A 19,136-nucleotide genomic window follows, 5' to 3' on the forward strand; every position below is an offset into this window, starting at 1 on the left:
TAGCTGCTTCATGGCGCAACCACCCAGATCAGTACGACCAACGCGAACAGCGCTGCAACAGCAGAAACACGGTAGCTCGCACCGCAATTGGTGATTGAGGGGCTACGGACTTCAAAAGAAAAGGCCCGATCACAATGGCGATCGGGCCTTTTCTTTTCTCAGCTCTCCGCCCCCCGCTCAGGCCGCCTCGGACACCAGTGCCTCGCCACCTGCGAGCTCGCTGCCGATCAGGAAATCGCGGCAGCCGCGAAGCGAGCGCAGCGCGCGGTTGAAGTCGAGGCCGGTCGAGACCAGCGCATGCAGCGCCGCCGGATTGCGGACGATGCCGCGGAACACGGCGGCAAGGTCGATCTGGCCGTTCGGCTTGATCGCGGCGCGGGCGAGCGCCGGCAGCGCGCGGTGGGCGGGATCGCTGATGACGCGCACGGCGGCAAAGGGCAGCCCGGCCTCGGCGGCGTAGGCAGCCGCGATGTGGCTCTCCATGTCGACGGCGAAGGCTCCGGTCTCCGAATGCAGCGCCGCCTTGCAGGACCGCTTCGTGACCACCTCCTCGGCGCCGGCGAGGCTGCCGCGCACGACGCGGCGGCGGCCCGAGGTCAGGCGCTCGATCAGGTCGTCGCCGAGCGACAGGCCGGCGGCCCAGCGGGCGTCGCCGGACAGCACCTCGGTGGCCAGCACGACGTCGCCGGAGCGCAAGCTCGGGTCGAGCCCGCCGGCCACGCCGAACGAGATCACGCCGCGAATCGTGTCGGGATCGACCACCGTCAGCAGCGCCCGCAACTGGGCCGGGCTGCTGGATGAACAGATCACCGCCATTCCGGGCCCGGCCGCGATGCGGGCCTCCTGAACCAGTCCGGTCACGATCAGTATCGGCCGCGGGTCGATGGCCTGACCCACGGTAACATAGTCCCCCGTCCCCAAAGTCACATTCCGACCCCTACCACCCTGCTGTTGGTGTTCCGCAAGTTCCGATACCGCGCCAGCGCCCACAGCGGGAAGAACTTCGGGTAACCATGATATCGTAGATAGAACACGCGGGGGAAGCCTGTGGCGGTGTAGCGCTGCTCGTCCCACAGTCCTTTTTTGTTTTGTGTTGCAATCAGGTACTCCACCCCGCGGGCGACGGCCGGGTGATCGACCTCGCCAGCCGCCATCAGGGCAAGCAAGGCCCATGCCGTTTGCGAGGCGGTCGAGGGGGCGGCTTCCCAGCCCTCGTAATCCAGGCGGTAGCTGACGGCGTCCTCGCCCCAGCCGCCGTCCTTGTTCTGGATCGAGGCCAGCCAGGCGGCGGCCTTGCGAATCATGGGGTCGTCGTGGCCGACGCCGGCCATGTTGAGGGCGCAGAGCACCGACCAGGTTCCATAGATGAAGTTCATGCCCCAGCGACCGTACCAGGAGCCCTCCGGATGCTGGGTCTTGCGCAGGTAGGCCACGCCGTCGGCGACGTGCTTGCTGGTCTTCACGGTCTCGCCGAGCTGGGCCAGCATCGAGATGCAGCGCGCGGTGACGTCCTCGGTCGGCGGATCGAGCAGCGCGCCATGGTCGGAGAACGGGATGTTGTTCAGGTAATATTCGAGGTTGTTGACGTCGAAGGCAGCCCAGCCGCCGTCGTCGCTCTGCATGCCCTCGATCCATTCCCGGCCGCGGGCGATCGCGGCATCGTAACCAGTCGCACCGTGCTCCCGGCGCATGCGGTCCATCGACATCACCACGACAGCGGTGTCGTCGAGGTCAGGATAGTAGGCATTGTTGTATTGGAACGCCCAGCCGCCCGGGCGCACGTCGGGCCGCTTCACCGCCCAGTCGCCCTTCACCTCGAGCTCCTGCTTCGGGATCAGCCAGTCGAGGCCCTGCTTGGCCGCAGGCACCGCCTTGTCGCCGCCGGCTTCCAGCAGCGCATGCGCGGTCAGCGTGGTGTCCCACACCGGCGAGACGCAGGGCTGGCAATAGGCCTCGTCGTCGCCGATCACCAGCAGCTTGTCGATGCCCCGGCGCGTCATCGCGCGCGGCGGATAGGTCTCGTCCTTGCCGAGTGCGTCGTACATCATGACGATGTTGGCCATGGGCGGATAGATCGCGCCCATGCCGTCCTCGCCGTTGAGCCGCTCCTCGATGAAGGCGAGCGCCGCATCGATCGCACGCTTGCGTAAGCTCTTCGGAAACATCGGCTCGACCACGCGCAGGATCGCATCAAGGCTGCGAAACAGCAGGAACCAGGCCATGCTCTGGTGCGGCGCCTTCGCCGTCATGCCGATCGAGCGCGGGTCCTGGAGGAACAGCTCGTCGATACCGACGCCTTTCGGATTCTTCGCCCGCGGCTTCAGCGCGGCGATCACCATCAGCGGCACCATGGTGGTGCGCGCCCAATAGGAGATCTTGTTGAGATGGAACGGCGACCAGAACGGCAGCAGCATGATCTCGATCGGCAGCACCGGCACCGCGCGCCAGGTCATCACGCCGAAGGTCGCGAGCAGAAAACGCGTGAAGACGTTGCTGTGAATGGCGCCGCCGCGGGCATGGATCGCCTCGCGCGCGCGCACCATGTGCGGCGCGTCGACGGAATCGCCGATCATCTTCAGCGCGAAATAGGCTTTCACGCTGGCGCTCATGTCGAACGCGCCGTCATGCACCAGCGGCCAGCCGCCATGGGCACCCTGGACGCGGCGCAGGTAATTGCCGATCTTGGCCTCGAGCACGGTGTCGACCGGCTCGGCGAGATAGTGGCGCAGCAGGATGTACTCGGCCGGAATCGTGCAGTCGGCCTCGAGCTCGAACACCCAATGGCCGTCCGGTTGCTGGAAGCCGAGGACGCCTTGCGTCGCCGAGGCAATGCTCGATTCCAAACTCTTCGATTCCACTGCCTCGCGGCTGGTCGCGTTCACGGAATCCATGTCGCTCGATTGCTCCGATAGTCGATTGAAAGTGACCGGGACATTCGCCCGTCAGGGCCGCTTCTCAAGATCCTTTGGCGGCCAGCACGAGATCGGCGGCGCGATCACCCGATCGGACCGATCCCTCGATCGTTGCAGGCAACCCCGTAGCAGTCCAATCGCCGGCAAGAAACAGGTTTTTCAGCGCAGTGACCGGCCCTGGACGCAGGGCGTTCTGGGCCGGCGTCGCCGCAAATGTGGCACGGCGCTCGCGCACGATTTGCCAAGGAGGCAATTGAGGCGGCAGCTCGCCGGACACGCCGCCCGCCTCGCAGACGTCGTTCCAGATTGCCTGCGCCAGTTCCTCGCGCGGCATGTCGACCAGACGGTCGCCATTGCTGATGGTGACGGAGAGCCGATTCGGGAACGCGAACAGCCATTCCACGACGCCGCCAATCACGCCGAGGATCGGCGCTGCGCCAGGCGGCGGGTCAAAGCGGAAATGCGCGTTCACGATGGCGCGGAATTCGGTCGGCGTCTTCAGGCCCGGCAGCAGGCTCGCGGCGGCGCGCGGCGGCACCGCCATCACGATGACGTCACCCTCGCCGAGCTGGACCAAGTCCTCGCCGCCGAAATTGAGCGCGGTCACCTTGCCGTCGCCGCTGATGAACGAACGCAGCTCATGACCGAGCTGAACCGTATGCCCGCGCTCGCCCAAGAATTTCACGGCCGGCTCGATCAGCACGGCGCTGAGGCCGTCGCGCGCAATCAAGGGACGGCAGGCCTGCCCGCCCGCAAGCAGCGTCTCGCGAACGATCGCGCCGGCAAGCCCGGCTGAGCCCTCGGGCGGATCGACGTTGAGCGCGGCCAGCAGCAGCGGCTGCACCAGGCGCTGATAGAGAATGCCTTCGCAAGGAATCGACTTGCCGACCAGCGTGTCTTCCGAGGCCCAGATCAGCGGCGCCAGCTTCAGGTAGTCGGTGAGCCCGGTGTCTGGCACGCGACGGCTTTCGTCCAGCACCCAGGTCGGCAGCCGGCCATTGCCGAGATCAATTTGCCAGCGCTGCCCGGTCTTGATGTCGACGAAGGGAAACTGCGCGCTGTCGGGGCCGACCAGGCCCGCCTCGGTGCCGATCGCGCGCGCGTAGGCGCGAGCATGGCTGTTGCCCGACAGCAGCAGGTGATTGCCGTTGTCGATGGTGAGATTGGTGGCGCCGTCGAAATAGGAACGGCAGCGGCCGCCGGCCTGGTGCGTTGCCTCGTGCACCGCGACCTTGAAGCCGGCATTGGCGAGCCGCACGGCGGCAGAGAGGCCGGAAATTCCGGCGCCGATGATGTGAGCTGTGTTTTGCATCAGATGAAAGCGTAGCGGAGCAGGATCAGGATGCGTGTGACCTTCGACACACGCACCGGCTCGCGCGGCGCGTTGAACCCGCGCGCGACCAGGAGGTCCAGAATGGAATGGTAGTATTTCGACATGATCCGCGGCGCGCGCACGGCGCGGCGCTTGTTGCGGCTCATGATCTCGTCGGATTTCTCGAAATGCATCTTGGCGCGCTGTGCCAGCGGCAGGCAGACTTTCAGCAGCGCGCGCTCGGCGATCACGCGGTTCGGATCGTTCGAGGTGATGCCGGCATGCAGCAGCGCCTCGCGCGGCAGATAGAGCCGGCCAAGGCCTGCGTCCTCGTCGATGTCGCGCAGGATGTTGGTGAGCTGGAGCGCGCGGCCGAGATGATGGGCGAGCAGGATGCCGTCCTCTTCCGGCAGGCCGAACACGCGCACCGACAAACGCCCGACGGCGCTCGCGACCCGGTCGCAATACAGATCCAGCGTCGCCATGTCGGGCGCGCGGATGTCCTGCGGCACGTCCATTTCCATGCCGTCGACGATGGCGAGGAAATCCTCGCGCTTCAGGCCGAAGGTCTTCACCGAGCCGACATAGTCCTTCAGCCGCGGCGGCGGATTGCCCTGATAGAGCGCGTCGATGTCGTTGCGCCATTGCTGGAGCGCGGCGAGCCGCTGGTCGCGCGGGCCGTCGGAATCGGCGATGTCGTCGACCTGGCGGCAGAAGCTGTAGATCTGGAACATGGCTTCGCGCTGGTCATGCGGCAGGATGCGCATCGCAGCGTAGAAGGAGCTGTTCGATGCGGTCGAGCCATAATTGGCGCCGGGCGAGGTCGCCTCAAGCGTCATGGGCAGTCCCCGGTCTGGAAACGGCCTTGCGCCCGATCGCGCGGCGGCCGGCCTCGCCGATCATCCCGGCGAGGCTGAAGGTGAGCAGCTCGAACTTGTTCAGATGCACCCGCTCGCGCAGGGGATCGCGCACCTTCAAGAGGCGCACGATGCGGTCGGCGTAGGCCTGGATCACCGCGACATCGACGCCAAGGCGGAAATCCCGGATCTCCGCAGCTAACGACCGGCCCTCGTCGAGCAGGACCTCGTTGCGCGCGGCAAGCGACTGAAGGCAGGCCAGCATCGCCGGCGGCGACTGCGTCAGCCCCAGTTGCTCGACCGAGGCGCCGCTGGCGGCCAGCGCATCGCGCGGCAGATAGACGCGGTTGAGCTCGCGAAAGTCCTTGCCGCAATCCTGAAGGTGGTTGTTGATCTGAAGGCCTGCGCAGAGCGCATCGGATGCGGCCCAGGTCGAGGTGCTCTCGCCGTGGACGTCGAGCATGAAGCGGCCGACCGGCATCGCCGAATAGCGGCAATAGTGGATGACCTCGTCCCAGGTCTCGTAGCGCAGCTTGGTCACGTCCATGCGGAACGCGATCAGCACGTCGAGCGCGTGCCGCGGCGTCATGCCGCGCTCGGCCAGTGCACGGCGCAAAGTGACGGCTTCCGCCTGGGTATCGCCCTTGCCGAGCAGTTCCGCCTCGAGCAGGTCGAGATAAGCGAGCTTCTGGTCGGGTGCCAGCGTGGCATGGTCGGCGATGTCGTCGGCGGTACGGACGAAATTGTAATAGGCCAGGATCAGGGCGCGATGACGCGGATGAATGATCCAGGACGCGACGGGAAAATTCTCGTCGCGGTCACCCTTGCCGGATCGCAATTCGCTCGCAGAGGTCATCGAGGGCTGGTTTACAATCGTTTGGACGGGAAGGGCTTTTGCGCTCGCGCGGGCTCATGCCGGCGATGCCGCCGCGGCCCCCATATAGGGGAATACGGCCGCAAAACCAATCCTGTCTCTCGATGGCAGCCCTTCCGGATCCGGCCGAAAAAGGCGGCCCCGCGGCCGCCTTTGTGGGCCAGTGGCCGAGCTTACTGGTTGTGGTTCTTCAGGACCTGGTCGCAGGCCTGCGAGATCTTGGCCCGGTTCTCCTTGAGGCAGGCCAGGACAGTGAAATCGCCCTGGTCGATGACCGCACGGCAGAACTTCTGCACATCGCGGGTGCAGGCCTTCTGCTCGGCCTCGGTGCCGCGCCCTTGCTGGGCGAACGCTGCCGTCGAAAGGGAGGCCGACAGCAGGGTGAGAGCGACGAGAAGCTTACGCATTGTATTCCTTCATTCTGACGGCAGAATCGCACCGATCCCGGACAGCACAGGGCGGACGGCGGGAACGGATTGTTCTGATGGCAAGTCGCCGCTTCGGTAGCGGCCTCAGAGAAGGCACAAGCACTGGCAAATGCGGCCAAATTGGCGCCACCCCTGCCAAATCCGGTCTTCCCTGCGCTTTCATTCGCAGATGTAAGAGGTTGATACCACGTCATAATTCTGAACGGCCGCGTTTTGCTTGGCACCTGTTGCACAGCTGCATCTCTCCATTCGGCCCTTCCGGCCAGAAACATGCGGAAACACAGGGAATCGCGATATCCAGGTGCGGCCCGGGCCGTCGTGAACCGCTATCTCAGGCAGCCGGGCATTGAACCTGACACAGGCTCAAAGCACTAAACTTTCGATGTGGCGAGACGTTCTTGTTCGTAAGAGGACGTCGTTCCAAAACGGGATATATTCGTGATGAAATTCTTTGGGCGATCTGGACTGGCAATCAAGGCGGCCGGCATTGCCGCTGCGCTGCTCTTCTCAGTTACGGCAAGCCACGCTCAGTCGTCCGGACCGTTTGCCGGCTTCGACGGCGCGTGGACCGGCACCGGCACGGTGTCGCTGTCAGACGGCTCCACCGAACGCATCCGCTGCAAGGCGGATTACAAGGTCGCCGGCAGCGGCCTCGCGCTCAAGCAGGCCCTGCACTGCGCCTCCGACAGCTACAAGTTCGACCTGACCAGCGACGTGACGAGCCAGGGCGAGCGGATCTCCGGCAATTGGAGCGAGTCCAACCGCAACATCTTCGGCAATCTGCAAGGCACCGCCGGCGGCGGCCAGATCGACGTGTTCGTCGAGGCCAACGGCTTTGCCGCCAATCTGTCGCTGCGCACCAACGGCACCAAGCAGACGGTGCAGATCTCCTCCAAGGGCGAGATCCGCGGCGTCAACATCACCATGACGAAGGGCTGATACTCTTCCCGATCTATGAGGAACACGGCCTCGGTTCTCGTGAGCCGGGGCTTTTTGCTGACATGGACCACATACGCAGGCTCCATCGAAGCATGAACTGTGCGCCGACGGATCAGTCCTTGCGTGCGACGCATTCGCATCGGCATCTGAAATAGACCGCGTCCGGATCGCCTCCCCAAGCTGCCCATCCGGCAAGCGCGGCCTGCACTTCATCATCCGTCGCGAGCCCCTTGCCAACGAGTTGCGGCCCGAGGCCGAGCAGGCTTCGCCGCGCATCGGCGACTGCTTCGGCGCGGCTCGCAACATCAGCGCTGTGGCTGACATAGCTCGCGCCGGCCCAGACCGGCGTGAAGCCGTGCGCACGAAGCACAGAGCTTTGCCGGCGACCGAACCGAATCGCCTCCGGATCGTCGTGCTCGTACCAGCGCTGCCAGAGATCGAGCGCGAGGCGTACGCCGTCGAGTTCGGGGTGAAGAATGTTGCCGCCGACATCGGCGTCACGCGTGCCCAGCAATCCTCCGAGCTTCAGCACCCGTCGCGCCTCCGCCAACGTTCGCGCCAGCATCTCCTGTTTCTGATGGTAGAGCACCGCGTGGAAGAAAACCGCATCGAACGCCTCGTCCTCGAACGGAAGCGAGATCATGTCGGCTTCGACAAAGGCGAGATTGGTCAAGCCCGAACGTGCCGCAAGCCGATTGGCGGCGGCAACTGCGTTCGGCTCGATGTCGACGCCGACGGCCGTGCCGACAATCCCTGCAAGGGCGGCCGTGATGGTCCCGGGACCGCAGCCCACGTCGAGCAGGGACGCGCTTGGCGACAGGAATGGCACAAAGAACGCAGCGGAGTCGCCGCCCCGCTTCTGCTGAAACTCCGTGATGGAGCTGTCGTGTCGCATGGAACCTCCGAGAAGCGGCCAGAATGCCGCGATTCGGTGGCGTCGCGATGACCCTGCTCAGATCGCCCGCTTGTCCGGACCCTGCAGCTTCTCATGCAGGTTGATCAGCCACATCGCCGTTGGCCGCAGGATGAAGAGGTCGGCGACAAGCGCCATGACCATCGAGAAGGCGCTGAGCCAGCCGAACAGCCGCAGCGAGGGCAGGTCGGAGAATACGGTGACGACGAGGCCGCAGGCCAGCACCACCGTGGTCAGGATCAGCGCAGGTCCAACCAGCACGGTCGCCCGCTCGACCGCGAGCGCCGAGCCGACGCCCGGTTTGCTCTCGAGCCTCAGGCGGTTGAGGAAGTGGATGGTTGCGCTGAGGCCCAAGCCGAACGAGACGGTGAGCGCGACGACGCTGGCGAATTGCAGGCCCTCGCCCATCGCCCACAGCACCGTTCCCGACATCACGACGGGGAAGATGCCCGGCAGGATGCAGGCGAACATCACCACCCATGAGCGGAAGGCAAGGCCGATGAAGAGCGCGACCAATGCGAACTCGACGGTGAGGCCGCGATTCAGCTTCTCGATCATGCTGGCCGAGTTGCGCGCCGCGATCGCAGCGAGGCCCGTCACCGCGACCTCGTATCCGGGATGCTTCTTGCGGACGGCATCGAGCTCGGAATCGAGCTTGTCGACGATCGGCAGCAGCTGGCTGGAATCCTTGTCCGGCACGCGGCCGGCGACCACGACGGCATCCTGCTCGGCGTCGATGAAGCGGCGCACCAGATGCTCGGGGATGACGCCCACATATTCCTTCAGCGTCGCGACATCTGCGCTGCCGGCCTTTTCCGCAAGCCAGCGGCGCAGGGTCTCGAGCGACCAGACATTGCCGACGCCGGCCGCCTTCTCCACGGTCGCATGCACGTCCGCGATGGTCTGGAGCGTTTCCGGCGAGTAGAGCGATTCACCCTTGGGGAACTGGATCAGCACGTTGACCGGATTGGCGCCGGTCAGCTTGGCATCAAGCCGGTCGCTGGCGGCGACCGCCTGGCGCTTGTCGGGCACCTGGTCGGCGAGCCGGTAGCGCGGCTCGAGATTGGCGTAGACAACGCCGAGGCTGCCGACGAACAGCACCGCGATCAGGCTGAACAGGCCGGGACGGCCGACCATGCGCACCGCGATCCAGTAGCAGAAATTGCGCAGCGCCTGGACGCCGGCATCCGCGCTCTGGAATTTCACGGCGAAGATCTTCTCGTTGCGCACGAACAGCACGCCGAACACCGGCACCAGCGACAGCACCGCGACCAGCGCGATGATGGTGGCGGCAAGGCCCGCCTCGCCGAACTTGCGGATCAGATCGGAGTCGGAGAACTGGAGCGCGATGAAGGAAATGCCGGCGGTGCCGTGCGTCAGCACGCAGGCCGGGCCGACCACCAGCACCGCGTTCTTGAACGCGGTGAACTTGTCCTGGCCTGCGATCAGCCGGTCGCGCGCGGCGAAGGTGAGCTGCATCGAATCGGAGAAGCTGATGACCATGATGAGCGGCGTCATCACGTTCAGGAACATGTTGAGATTGAAATTGGCCCAGCCGAGCGCGCCGAGCGCCAGCAGGATCGCGATCATCGGCGGGAAGGCCGCCGCGATCATGAACGAGATCTTGCGGAAGAAGATGATGGCGATGACGCAGCCGGCGAGGATGCCGAGGATGTTGTAGGTTAGCCCGTCGCGCTCGACCGCGTTGCGGATCTCGAGCTGCATCACCGGCACGCCAGAGAGCTGCACGTTGAGCCCGGTGTCGCCGAGATCCTCCTTCATCAGCGCGCGGATGTCGCCGACGGTCTTGGTCAGCTTGTTCGAGCCGACCACCTCCGGATCGAGCGACAGCACGACCAGTGCCAGCGTGCCGTCCTCCGACAGCAGCTTGCCGCGGATGATCTCGTTGTTCTTGACGGTCTCGATGAACTTGTCATAGGCCTCGCCCTCGGGAAGCTCGGGCGGAAACAGCGCCGCCGGCAGCTTGCCGGGCGCCGGCGCCTGGCGCGCCGAGAACAGCGAGACGAGGCCACGCGTGCCTTCGACCAGCTGCAGGTCGGTGATGAAGTCGCGCAGCTTCTCGAGGTTGTTCCGCGCCAGGAGGTTCTTGCCCTCGACCACGACGAGCACGTCGAACTCCTCGGCCGGGAACTTCTTGGTCACCTCTTCATACTGCTTGAACTCGCGGGTATCGGAGCGGAACAGCTGCGACAGCGAATCGTCGATCTTGATGCGGTGGATGCCGAACACGGCGCCGACGATCAGCGCGAGCAGGACGATGCAGGAGACGATCGGCGCCCGGACGGCGAACAGGCCGATGCGCTCGAGCCCGAAGGCGATCGAGGACGCAGGTCCCTGCTCGACCTTGTCGACATGAACCTCACTCTCGCTGTGCTTTTCGAGCATGCCTTGTCCAGTTCCTAAATCGGCTCAAGCTGTGAGCTTATGGCGTCCCGTGAACGGCTTGAAAATGCCATACCAATGGGAGGCTTGCCCTTTGAAAATGCGCGGAAAATCGCCGGCAGCGGTTTAGCAGGTCAAACCGCCTTTTCGCAAGCAGGCGAAGGGTGGCCGAATCGATCAAGATGCGGCGATTTCGCCGGAATGCCCGTCATTCGGGCTGCGCCATGCCAATTCGACGCGGCGCGCGGTCCGCGCTCTCGTCCTTCAGCGCCACACCGGTGACCTCCCGCGCCAGCCCCTCGCGGACCAGCCAGGCGATCTTGAAGGCGGCCTCGCCATAGCTCAACCCGGCTTTGTGGATGTTCGAGACGCAATTGCGCTCGGCATCGCTGCGGCCGGGTTTTGGCGCGAAGGTCAGATAGGCACCGAGGCTGTCGGGCGCGGACAGGCCCGGCCGCTCGCCGATCAACGTCACGACCATGCGCGCGCCGAGAATGGCGCCGACCTCGTCGCCGAGCGCGACACGCGCGCCTGAGGCGACCACCACGCGGCCGATCGCGACATCCCCTTCCGCAAGCAGCGGCAGCAGGCAAGCCACCAACGCCGCGGCATGGGCATGGACCGCCGCCGCCGACAGGCCGTCGCCGATCACGAGGGCGAGCTGGCAATGCTCGGTGGCGCTCTGCGCCAGCAGCTCGGCCGAGCCGGCCTCGAGCTGCCGTCCCAGATCGGGACGCCGCAGATAATCGCGGCGATCGACCGCCCGGCTCCTCGCCTCGGTGACGACGAGGCCAAGCGCGCGGAGATCGGCCGCCAGAAGCGGCGCATCGAAGGCGGCGTGCACGGCATCGCGCGCACGGGCATGGGCGAGCGTGAAATCCAGCAGCGGTTTGGTCGGCACGCTGGCGCCGCTGCGGCCGAGCGCGACGCGCGCGGGCGTGAGCGACCTGAGATCAAGGGTCGGGCGGCGCGGAACGGCCGGATCAGACATGTCGCGTCATTCGGCGGGAACCGCGGCCTCGCGCAGCCGGATCGAATAGTTCGAGGCGTTCTGCTTGCCGCTGGAGGCCGCGCGCGCAAAGGTGATGAGATGGTGCGCGATCATACTGCAACCGATCAGCCCTTCGATGTCGCCGCGCTTGATGCGGCCGAGCGCGAACTTCCAGAACACGCGCTTGTAGTCGCCGAGCACGCCCACCTTCCAGAAGATGTTGCGCAGCATGACGAGCGCGCGCCGGATGTTGGGCCAGGTCTTCATCTCGTCCGGCACCGGCACCTTGAGGCGGTGAGGATAGACATGGTCGCATTGATACTGGAAGCGGGCGTAGACCTTCTCCGGCTCGTAGGCCACGGCCATGGCGTGCTTCCAGGATGCCACGACGTCGTCGTAGGGCAGCAGGAAGTCGACATTGGAGTCGCGCCCCTCGTCGTCGATCAGGCGCCCTTCCCGCTCCAGCCGGTCCCACAACGGCGTCTTCGGCAGTGCCTGGAGCAGGTTGATGGTGAGCAGCGGAATCTTGGACTCCTCGACGAAGGCTAGCAGCGCCTCCGAGGTGTTCGGCTTGTCGGTATCGAGCCCCATGATGATGCCGGACACCACCTCCATGCCGTAGGAGTTGATGGTGCGCACGCCCTCCAGGATCGGGACCATCATGTTGTGGTCCTTGTGCATCGCGTGCAGCGCGTCGGGATCGGGCGTCTCGATGCCGCAGAAGATGGTAACGAAAAAGGCCTCGCGCATCTTCTCGAGGATCTCGGGCCGCTTGGCGATGTTGAGCGTCGCCTCGCAGGCGAGCCGCACCACGTAGCCGGTCTTCTTCTGCCATGCGATCAGATGCGGCAGCAGATCCATCGCCGCCTTACGGTTGCCGATGAAATTGTCGTCGACGAAATAGATCGTGTCGGTCATGCCGCATTCGCGCAGGCGGTCGAGCTCGGCGACGATCTGCTGCGGCGTCTTGATGCGCGGGTTGCGGCCGTAGAGGCCGGGGATGTCGCAGAACTCACACTGATAGGGACAGCCGCTGGAGTACTGGATGCTGCCGAGCATGTATTTCTTCACGTCGGCCAGCTCGTAGGCCGGGATTGGAAACTCCGTCATCGGCACACGGTCTTTGGTGGTCAGCACCACCTGGCTTTCGGGCCGCGAAGTGTCGCGCGACAGAATCTCGATCAGCTGGTTGGTGGCATCGCCGAGCTCGCCGACATGGAGATAATCAAACGACGGGTAATAGTCCGGACAGGCGCTGACGGACGGACCGCCAAGCGCGACCGGCCGATCGAACTCATGGGCGCGGCGGCAGATGTCGTTCATCTGCTGGCGCTGGATGTGCATGCCGCTGACGAACACCGCCTCGGCCCATTCGAACTCTTCCCTGGTCGTGCGGCGGAGGTTCTCGTCGACGAATCTGACCTGCCAGCCTTTCGGCAGGTACGCGGAGATCAGCAGCAAGCCCTGGGGCGGCATGAAGGCGCGGACGCCATCGGTCAGCGGATAGGAATGCTCGAACGTGCCGAATGACGAGGTGTAACGCGGAAACACACACAGAATCCGCCGAGACGTACCGTTGCTTTCAGCTCGCATCTAAGCTCCCCCGCCACGCTCGAACCGGTTGCGGAAATTGCCAGCCAGACACATAGCGTAATGCTGTCGCCGGAATTTCTCAATATTGTGGCATGAGCATAATTCCGAGGACGACCGATGGTTTCCCGGACACCGCGGGCGACCTCGGCCGCCTCAGGCGATCAGCCGGGAGGCAAAATCGGGCAGCAGGCCTGCATCGCCGGCAAGACGGAAATCGGCGCCAGCGATTCCTGCCTGCACCAGCCAATCGTCGAATTCCGGCGCGCGGCGCAGCGAGAAGACGTCGCGGGCATAGAGCGCGTCGTGAAAGGACGTCGACTGGTAGTTCAGCATGACGTCGTCGGCGCCGGGCACGCCCATGATAAAGGTGACGCCGGCGGCCGCAAGCAGCGTCAGCAGATTGTCCATGTCGTCCTGGTCCGCCTCGGCATGGTTGGTGTAGCAGATGTCGATCCCGAGCGGCAGGCCGAGCAGCTTGCCGCAGAAATGATCCTCCAGCCCGGCGCGGATGATTTCCTTGCCGTCGTAGAGATATTCCGGGCCGATGAAGCCGACCACGCTGTTGACCAAGAGTGGCGCGAAGGCGCGGGCCACCGCATAGGCGCGCGCCTCGCAGGTTTGCTGGTCGACGCCGTGGTGAGCATTGGCGGACAGCGCCGAGCCCTGCCCGGTCTCGAAATACATCACGTTCTGCCCGACCGTGCCGCGCTTCTGCGCCAGCCCCGCCTCCTGCCCTTCCTTCAGCAAGGCGAGATCGGTACCAAAGCTGCGGTTGGCCGCCTCGGTACCGGCGACCGACTGGAAGACGAGATCGACCGGCACGCCCTGCCCGATCAGCGACAGCGTCGTCGTGACATGCGTCAGGACGCAGGCCTGGGTCGGGATCTTCAGCCGCGCGATGATCCCGTCGAGCAGCCGCAGCAATTGCGCGATCACGGCCGGATCGTCGCTTGCCGGATTGATACCGATACAGGCGTCGCCTGCGCCCAGCAAAATGCCGTCGAGGATCGAGGCCGTGATGCCCCTGGCATCATCGAACGGATGATTGGGTTGGAGCCGCGTGCTCATCCGCCCCTTCAGACCGATGGTGTTGCGGAAGGCGGTGGTGACCTCGCATTTCCGCGCCGCCAGGATCAGGTCCTGATTGCGCATCAGCTTTGATACCGCGGCGGCCATTTCCGGGGTGATGCCGGGCGCCAGGCTGCGCAGAGCCTCGGGCGTCGCTGCATCCGACAGCAGCCAGTCGCGAAAGGCGCCGACTGTGAGCGAGGCCACCGGCGCGAAGGCTTTTGCGTCGTGGCTGTCGATAACGAGGCGGGTGACCTCGTCGGCCTCATAGGGGATGACCGCTTCCTGCAAGAACTGCCCGAGCGGAACGTCCGCCAGCGCCATCCGCGCCGCGATCATCTGCTCGGCGCTGGCGGCGGCAATGCCTGCCAGCCGGTCGCCGGAGCGCGGCGGCGTCGCCTTGGCGAGGAGGTCGCGCAGGTCCGGGAAGGTGTAGGCCGTGGCGTCGATGGTGTGGCGGTAGACCAAGGGCCTCTCCGGGGTTCGTCGGCCAGCGGCCAACCTCAGCGCGATCCTGGAACTATACCTTGGGATCAAGACGCTGAAATATCTTACCTTTCTTTCGACGAAGGGCGAAGGGGGCCAAGGCGCGCGTTAACGCTGCATCCACCTTCGTTCTGCATAGTTTGCATCAATTTTAGAAGACCGCACCTTCCGGCCACTCCCGGCCATTCGGGCCCCGCACCATGACCTCAGACCGATCTGGGAATGCCGCCAATCAGGCTGGCCGTTTCACACTGACCGCCAAGCTCTATGCGATCTTCGCGCTGTTCGGCCTGCTCACGGCGGCGATCGCGATGCTGTCCGACTACAACAGCCGCCGCAGCGCCGACCTGACCAGTGCGATCGCGACCGCGAATGCCGCCGCGCTGAACGTCGAGCGGGTCAACTCGCTGGTCTATGCCGTGGTGATGGAGTCGCGCGGCGTCTACATGTCGACCGAGCCTGCCGTGGTGAAGAAGTTCGGCGTCGGCTTGCTCAAGTTCAACGCGCAGATCCTGGAGGTGGTGCAGCGCTGGGAAGGCATCGTCAAGGCGGACGATGCCGAGCAGTTCGCCACCTTCAAGAAGCGCATCGAACAGTTCGTCGACTTCCGCAAGGAGCTGGTGCGCCGCGGCGTCGAGATCAATGCGGCCGCGGGCCGCGAATGGGGCGACAACGACGCCAACCGCGCCGTGCGCTCGGCGCTGAACAAGGACCTCGAGGCGCTGTCCAAGGTCTATGCCGAGCGCGCCAGGCAGATCGCGGATCAAACCGAGACCAATCGCACATTGTCCTTCGTCCTGACCTGCCTCGGCGGCGTGGCGCTGGTGCTGGTCGTGATCGGCATCGTCATCATCGCCCGCTCGATCGCACGGCCCCTCTCCGCCATCACTGCGACCATCAAGCAGGTCGCCGACGGCGCCGAGGACGTCACGGTGCCGCACACCGGGCGCGCCGACGAGATCGGTGCGCTGGCCCGCGCCATCCAGGTCTTCCAGGAGGCGATGGGCCGCAACCGCAATCTCGCCGCGCAGGTCTCGCAGGACTCCGCCGCCCGCGAGGAACGCGCCCGCCATGTCGAAAAATCCGTCGAGGCATTCCGCGACGCGATTGGCGCCATCATGCGCGGCCTCACCGACAATGCCAGCGTCATGCGCGAGACGGCTCAGACCATCACGCGCGTCACGGCGGATGCCAACAGCCGCGCCGGCACCGCGGCAAACGCCACTGCGCAGGCCTCGCACAACGTCAGCGCGGTGGCGAGCGCGGCCGAGGAGCTGTCGACGTCGGTGGAAGAGATCGGCCGCCAAGTGCGGCAATCCGCCGGCGCCGTCGAGCAGACCGGCCAGCGCACCGAGAAATCGATCGCCGAGATCGAGAGTCTTGCGGCCGCGACGCAGCGCATCGATGGCGTGCTGAACCTGATCCAGGCGATTGCCGAGCAGACCAATCTGCTCGCGCTCAACGCCACCATTGAAGCCGCGCGCGCCGGCGATGCCGGCCGCGGCTTTGCCGTCGTCGCCCACGAGGTGAAGGCGCTGGCGAGCCAGACCGCCAAGGCGACCGCCGAGATCGGCGAGAACGTCGCCATGATCCAGACCTCCACCCGCAACGCGGTCGACGCGGTGCGCGAGATCGGCGGCGCGGTGCGCGAGATCAACGAGGTCACCTCGGCGATTGCGGGTGCCATCGGCCAGCAGGACCAGGCCACGCGCGAGATCTCCTCCAATGCGCAGAGCGCGGCCCAGGGCAACGAAACCCTGGTCGCCAACATCGGCTCGCTGCGCGACGCCATCGGCGAGACCGACACGGCGGCATCCTCCGTGCTGACGGCGGCAAGCAGCCTGACCGCGACGGCCGAGACGCTGTCACGGGAGGTGGAGACGTTCTTCCAGAATCTGCGCTCGGGTTCGGCGGAGAGCCGCATCGCCAAGGCGGGATGACCGGTGCATCCGCCGCTGGAGCGGCGGCGGTGGCCCTGCTCCAAAGAAAAATCTCGAAAACAACCCCATGCACAGTAGCCGGAGCCAGCTAAATCAATGGCTTGGCCGCCGGCGCGCGATAATTGCTGATTTTACGAAATCCATTTGACCCGTCGGGCAAAACACTGGCATGATGTCACCATGGCGGTCGGTGGGAATACGGCTGGATGAACAAGAACAATCGCGTGCTGTTTCTCTGCACCGGCAATTACTATCGAAGCCGCTATGCCGAGGAGGTTTTCAACCACCGCGCCAGGCGCGAAGGACTGGATTGGCTCGCCTTCTCGCGCGCCGTCGCCGAAAGGCTCTCGCCCGAAAACGTAGGCCCGATCTCGCGTCACGCGTTGGAAGCGCTGCAAGCGAAGGGCATCGCGCCGGGAGGCGCTGCGCGGAATCCGGCGCTCTGTACGGTCGACGATTTTGCGGAGGCCGAACTTGTAATCGCGCTGAAGGATGCCGAGCATCGCCCCATGATCGCGCGTCGCTTTGCCGGTCTGGCGCATCGTGTCGAGTACTGGGACGTGGATGATATCGAGGACCTCGATCCCGCAACGGCTCTCGGCAAGATCGACGAGCTGGTTGAACGGCTGATCGCAAGCCTGCAAATCCGGCGCTGACGACGGGTCATCCAACGGAAAGCGGGACTATCGTTCCGCGATGGATCTATTGTCGACCAATATGCGAACGCGGCCGTCGACATCCTCGACCTCGCGATAATGGCTCAACTCCGCCCGGAGCTCGGGATCGGCCTCGGCCCAGGCCAGCCAGTCGAACGGGGTCAAAGTCAGCAGATGGGTATCCACGAGGATCACGTTCGGACGGCCCTCGCGCAGGTCCGCCAGCAACTGCCGCCGCTCGAAATTGATGATGCCGTCGAGCTTTGTCCGCTCGCTTTCAGTGAGCTGCGGGTTTTTCCGGAGCAGCGTCGCGCCGGCCGCCAGCAGCTGCACACAGGAATTGCCGGCCCAGGTCCCGTCGATCTGGCGGACCAGCGGATGACCCAGCGCGACGTGATCGCCGATCGTGATCAGCCGCGGGTGCTTGGCAAGAGCGAGGATGCGCCCCTCCAGCGGCGGGAACGGCCGGACCTGCAAGGACAGGCAGGACCCGATATACACGGTGGCGGCGAGAGCGGCGATCATCACCGGCACCCGCAACGTCCTCATGCGCGCGTGCAGCAGCGGCGCGGCAATCGCGAACATGCAGAGCGCGAAGGCCGTATAGGTCCAGCCCTTGCCCTGGAGCACGAAGCTCGCGGCGCCGCCAACCGCTGCGGCAAGCCACGGGGTTGCATCGCCTGCCATCCTGAAGTCCTGCGGCGCCAGCACGCGCAGAAACGCGATGGAGGCAGCGATCACGATGATCGGGAACGGAAGCAGACCGCCGAGGTCCATCCGCAACGGCACATAGGCGGCCGTGACCATCGGGGCATAGGTCAACAGATAGTCGGAAAAGAAGACGACGAGGAGCGCCCCATAGCCGATGACGACGGCAGCCGCGGCGCAGGCTTCAGGGGTGAACAAAGGTCTGACAGATCGCTGGCGGACGGCGCCAAGGATGATCGGAAGGCCGACCACGAGCGCAAGGTAGGGCTTGATGCTCATGGCGAGCCCGGCCGCCAGTCCCGCCAGGATTGCGACCGGTCCGGGCGCAAGGCCGCGCCAGCGGATCGCCGTGATGGCAACGAACGGCGTCATCGCGACGACGGCGATATGCTCGCGTTGTCCGAACACCGCGCTCGGAAAGATCGCGAACAGGAACGCCAGCACGCAGATTGCAAGACGTCTCTCTTCGGTTTCCAGCTTTGCCGTCGCAGCGGCGCGGTCCATCACGACCAGCGCGCCGCCCATCTCGATCGTCACCAGGATGACGACGATGATCTCGGGCGCGAGGCCGGTCATGCGCGCCAGCGTCAACGCCGGCATGTAGAGGTAGACCGACAGCGGCGGATTCAGCTCGAAGACGTCGACCCCGAGCTTGCCGCCGTCCAGGACCTTCTCGCCTTCGGTCAGCAGGCAAGCCAGATCCGCGTTGAGAACGACGGGAATTTGAACAAGCAAGGCCGTCAGCAGGATCGCGGCGACGATGATCCAGCTCTGGGTCATGCCGAATTGGCTTCCGGGCACAGCCGGGCCGTGACCGCCTCCTGCGAGGCTGGTAGACGCGCCCTGCTCGAGCGGAAGCGATGTGTTCTCTTTCACCGGCGCGAACCTGCCATGGCGTGGGTCGCGCTACTCTCAATCGGCAGTCGTTACTATTGTGCTACAATGACCTGAAACAATACGGTAACGGCCGGAAACAACGGCAATTGGCCACAGAAAGAGCGGGTTTTGTGGGAGGGTTGGGGTGGGGATGTCTCCGCGTCGGGATTCGAGAGGATT

Annotated in this window: 15 protein-coding genes; 3 read left to right on the top strand and 12 right to left on the bottom strand. The window is 65.1% G+C overall.

Annotated features, from left to right (window positions below):
- Window positions 1-177: 177 nt before the first annotated feature.
- The 6 genes from JJB99_RS26375 to JJB99_RS26400 all read right to left on the bottom strand — a co-directional run bounded on the left by JJB99_RS26375 (window position 178) and on the right by JJB99_RS26400 (window position 6,362).
- Window positions 178-927 carry a phosphorylase gene (locus tag JJB99_RS26375; RefSeq protein ID WP_200495171.1) on the bottom strand — a complete coding sequence of 250 codons (750 nt, stop codon included), beginning with the start codon at window positions 925-927 and terminating at the stop codon, window positions 178-180.
- Entirely contained in the window at window positions 924-2,891 is a 1,968-nt protein-coding gene (gene shc / locus JJB99_RS26380; protein ID WP_200495172.1) for a squalene--hopene cyclase, read from the bottom strand. Before shc ends, JJB99_RS26375 begins: the two co-directional genes overlap by 4 nt.
- A gap of 64 nt (window positions 2,892-2,955) precedes the next feature.
- On the bottom strand, window positions 2,956-4,224 hold the full coding sequence (gene hpnE / locus JJB99_RS26385) for a hydroxysqualene dehydroxylase HpnE (RefSeq protein ID WP_200495173.1): 1,269 nt from the start codon (window positions 4,222-4,224) through the stop codon (window positions 2,956-2,958).
- Window positions 4,224-5,063 carry a presqualene diphosphate synthase HpnD gene (gene hpnD / locus JJB99_RS26390; RefSeq protein WP_200495174.1) on the bottom strand — a complete coding sequence of 280 codons (840 nt, stop codon included), beginning with the start codon at window positions 5,061-5,063 and terminating at the stop codon, window positions 4,224-4,226. Before hpnD ends, hpnE begins: the two co-directional genes overlap by 1 nt.
- Window positions 5,053-5,937: a squalene synthase HpnC gene (hpnC, locus tag JJB99_RS26395; protein ID WP_200495175.1), complete on the bottom strand. Its 885-nt coding sequence runs from the start codon at window positions 5,935-5,937 to the stop codon at window positions 5,053-5,055. The genes hpnD and hpnC overlap by 11 nt, the downstream gene beginning before the upstream one ends.
- A gap of 191 nt (window positions 5,938-6,128) precedes the next feature.
- Entirely contained in the window at window positions 6,129-6,362 is a 234-nt protein-coding gene (locus JJB99_RS26400; protein ID WP_200495176.1) for a cysteine rich repeat-containing protein, read from the bottom strand.
- A gap of 462 nt (window positions 6,363-6,824) precedes the next feature.
- Here JJB99_RS26400 and JJB99_RS26405 point away from each other — a divergent pair, with 462 nt between their 5' ends.
- Window positions 6,825-7,322: a hypothetical protein gene (locus tag JJB99_RS26405; RefSeq protein ID WP_200500310.1), complete on the top strand. Its 498-nt coding sequence runs from the start codon at window positions 6,825-6,827 to the stop codon at window positions 7,320-7,322.
- A gap of 112 nt (window positions 7,323-7,434) precedes the next feature.
- Here the strand turns inward: JJB99_RS26405 and JJB99_RS26410 are convergent, their stop codons facing one another.
- The 5 genes from JJB99_RS26410 to JJB99_RS26430 form a co-directional block, all read right to left on the bottom strand.
- Window positions 7,435-8,217 (bottom strand): class I SAM-dependent methyltransferase, encoded by a 783-nt coding sequence (locus JJB99_RS26410; protein WP_200495177.1) that lies wholly within the window; start codon window positions 8,215-8,217, stop codon window positions 7,435-7,437.
- A 57-nt stretch (window positions 8,218-8,274) separates the two neighbouring features.
- Complete coding sequence (locus JJB99_RS26415; RefSeq protein WP_200495178.1) at window positions 8,275-10,641, bottom strand: efflux RND transporter permease subunit; 2,367 nt, start codon at window positions 10,639-10,641, stop codon at window positions 8,275-8,277.
- Between the two features lie 205 nt (window positions 10,642-10,846).
- On the bottom strand, window positions 10,847-11,629 hold the full coding sequence (eutC, locus tag JJB99_RS26420) for an ethanolamine ammonia-lyase subunit EutC (RefSeq protein ID WP_200495179.1): 783 nt from the start codon (window positions 11,627-11,629) through the stop codon (window positions 10,847-10,849).
- A gap of 6 nt (window positions 11,630-11,635) precedes the next feature.
- Window positions 11,636-13,222 carry a B12-binding domain-containing radical SAM protein gene (locus JJB99_RS26425; RefSeq protein ID WP_200495180.1) on the bottom strand — a complete coding sequence of 529 codons (1,587 nt, stop codon included), beginning with the start codon at window positions 13,220-13,222 and terminating at the stop codon, window positions 11,636-11,638.
- 153 nt (window positions 13,223-13,375) lie between these two features.
- Window positions 13,376-14,758 (bottom strand): ethanolamine ammonia-lyase subunit EutB, encoded by a 1,383-nt coding sequence (locus JJB99_RS26430; protein ID WP_200495181.1) that lies wholly within the window; start codon window positions 14,756-14,758, stop codon window positions 13,376-13,378.
- Window positions 14,759-14,976: 218 nt separating this feature from the next.
- Here JJB99_RS26430 and JJB99_RS26435 point away from each other — a divergent pair, with 218 nt between their 5' ends.
- Together JJB99_RS26435 and JJB99_RS26440 are read left to right on the top strand one after the other, a co-directional pair.
- Window positions 14,977-16,716, top strand: coding sequence for a methyl-accepting chemotaxis protein (locus JJB99_RS26435; RefSeq protein WP_200495182.1), 1,740 nt, complete (start codon window positions 14,977-14,979; stop codon window positions 16,714-16,716).
- A 206-nt stretch (window positions 16,717-16,922) separates the two neighbouring features.
- A complete protein-coding gene (locus JJB99_RS26440; protein ID WP_200495183.1) occupies window positions 16,923-17,372 on the top strand; it encodes a low molecular weight phosphatase family protein in 450 nt (149 codons plus the stop codon).
- A gap of 27 nt (window positions 17,373-17,399) precedes the next feature.
- Here JJB99_RS26440 and JJB99_RS26445 read toward each other — a convergent pair whose 3' ends face one another.
- Entirely contained in the window at window positions 17,400-18,860 is a 1,461-nt protein-coding gene (locus JJB99_RS26445) for a hypothetical protein (RefSeq protein WP_200495184.1), read from the bottom strand.
- Window positions 18,861-19,136: the final 276 nt, after the last annotated feature.

Origin of the sequence: Bradyrhizobium diazoefficiens (genome assembly GCF_016616235.1) — a bacterium.
Lineage (GTDB): Bacteria > Pseudomonadota > Alphaproteobacteria > Rhizobiales > Xanthobacteraceae > Bradyrhizobium > Bradyrhizobium diazoefficiens_H.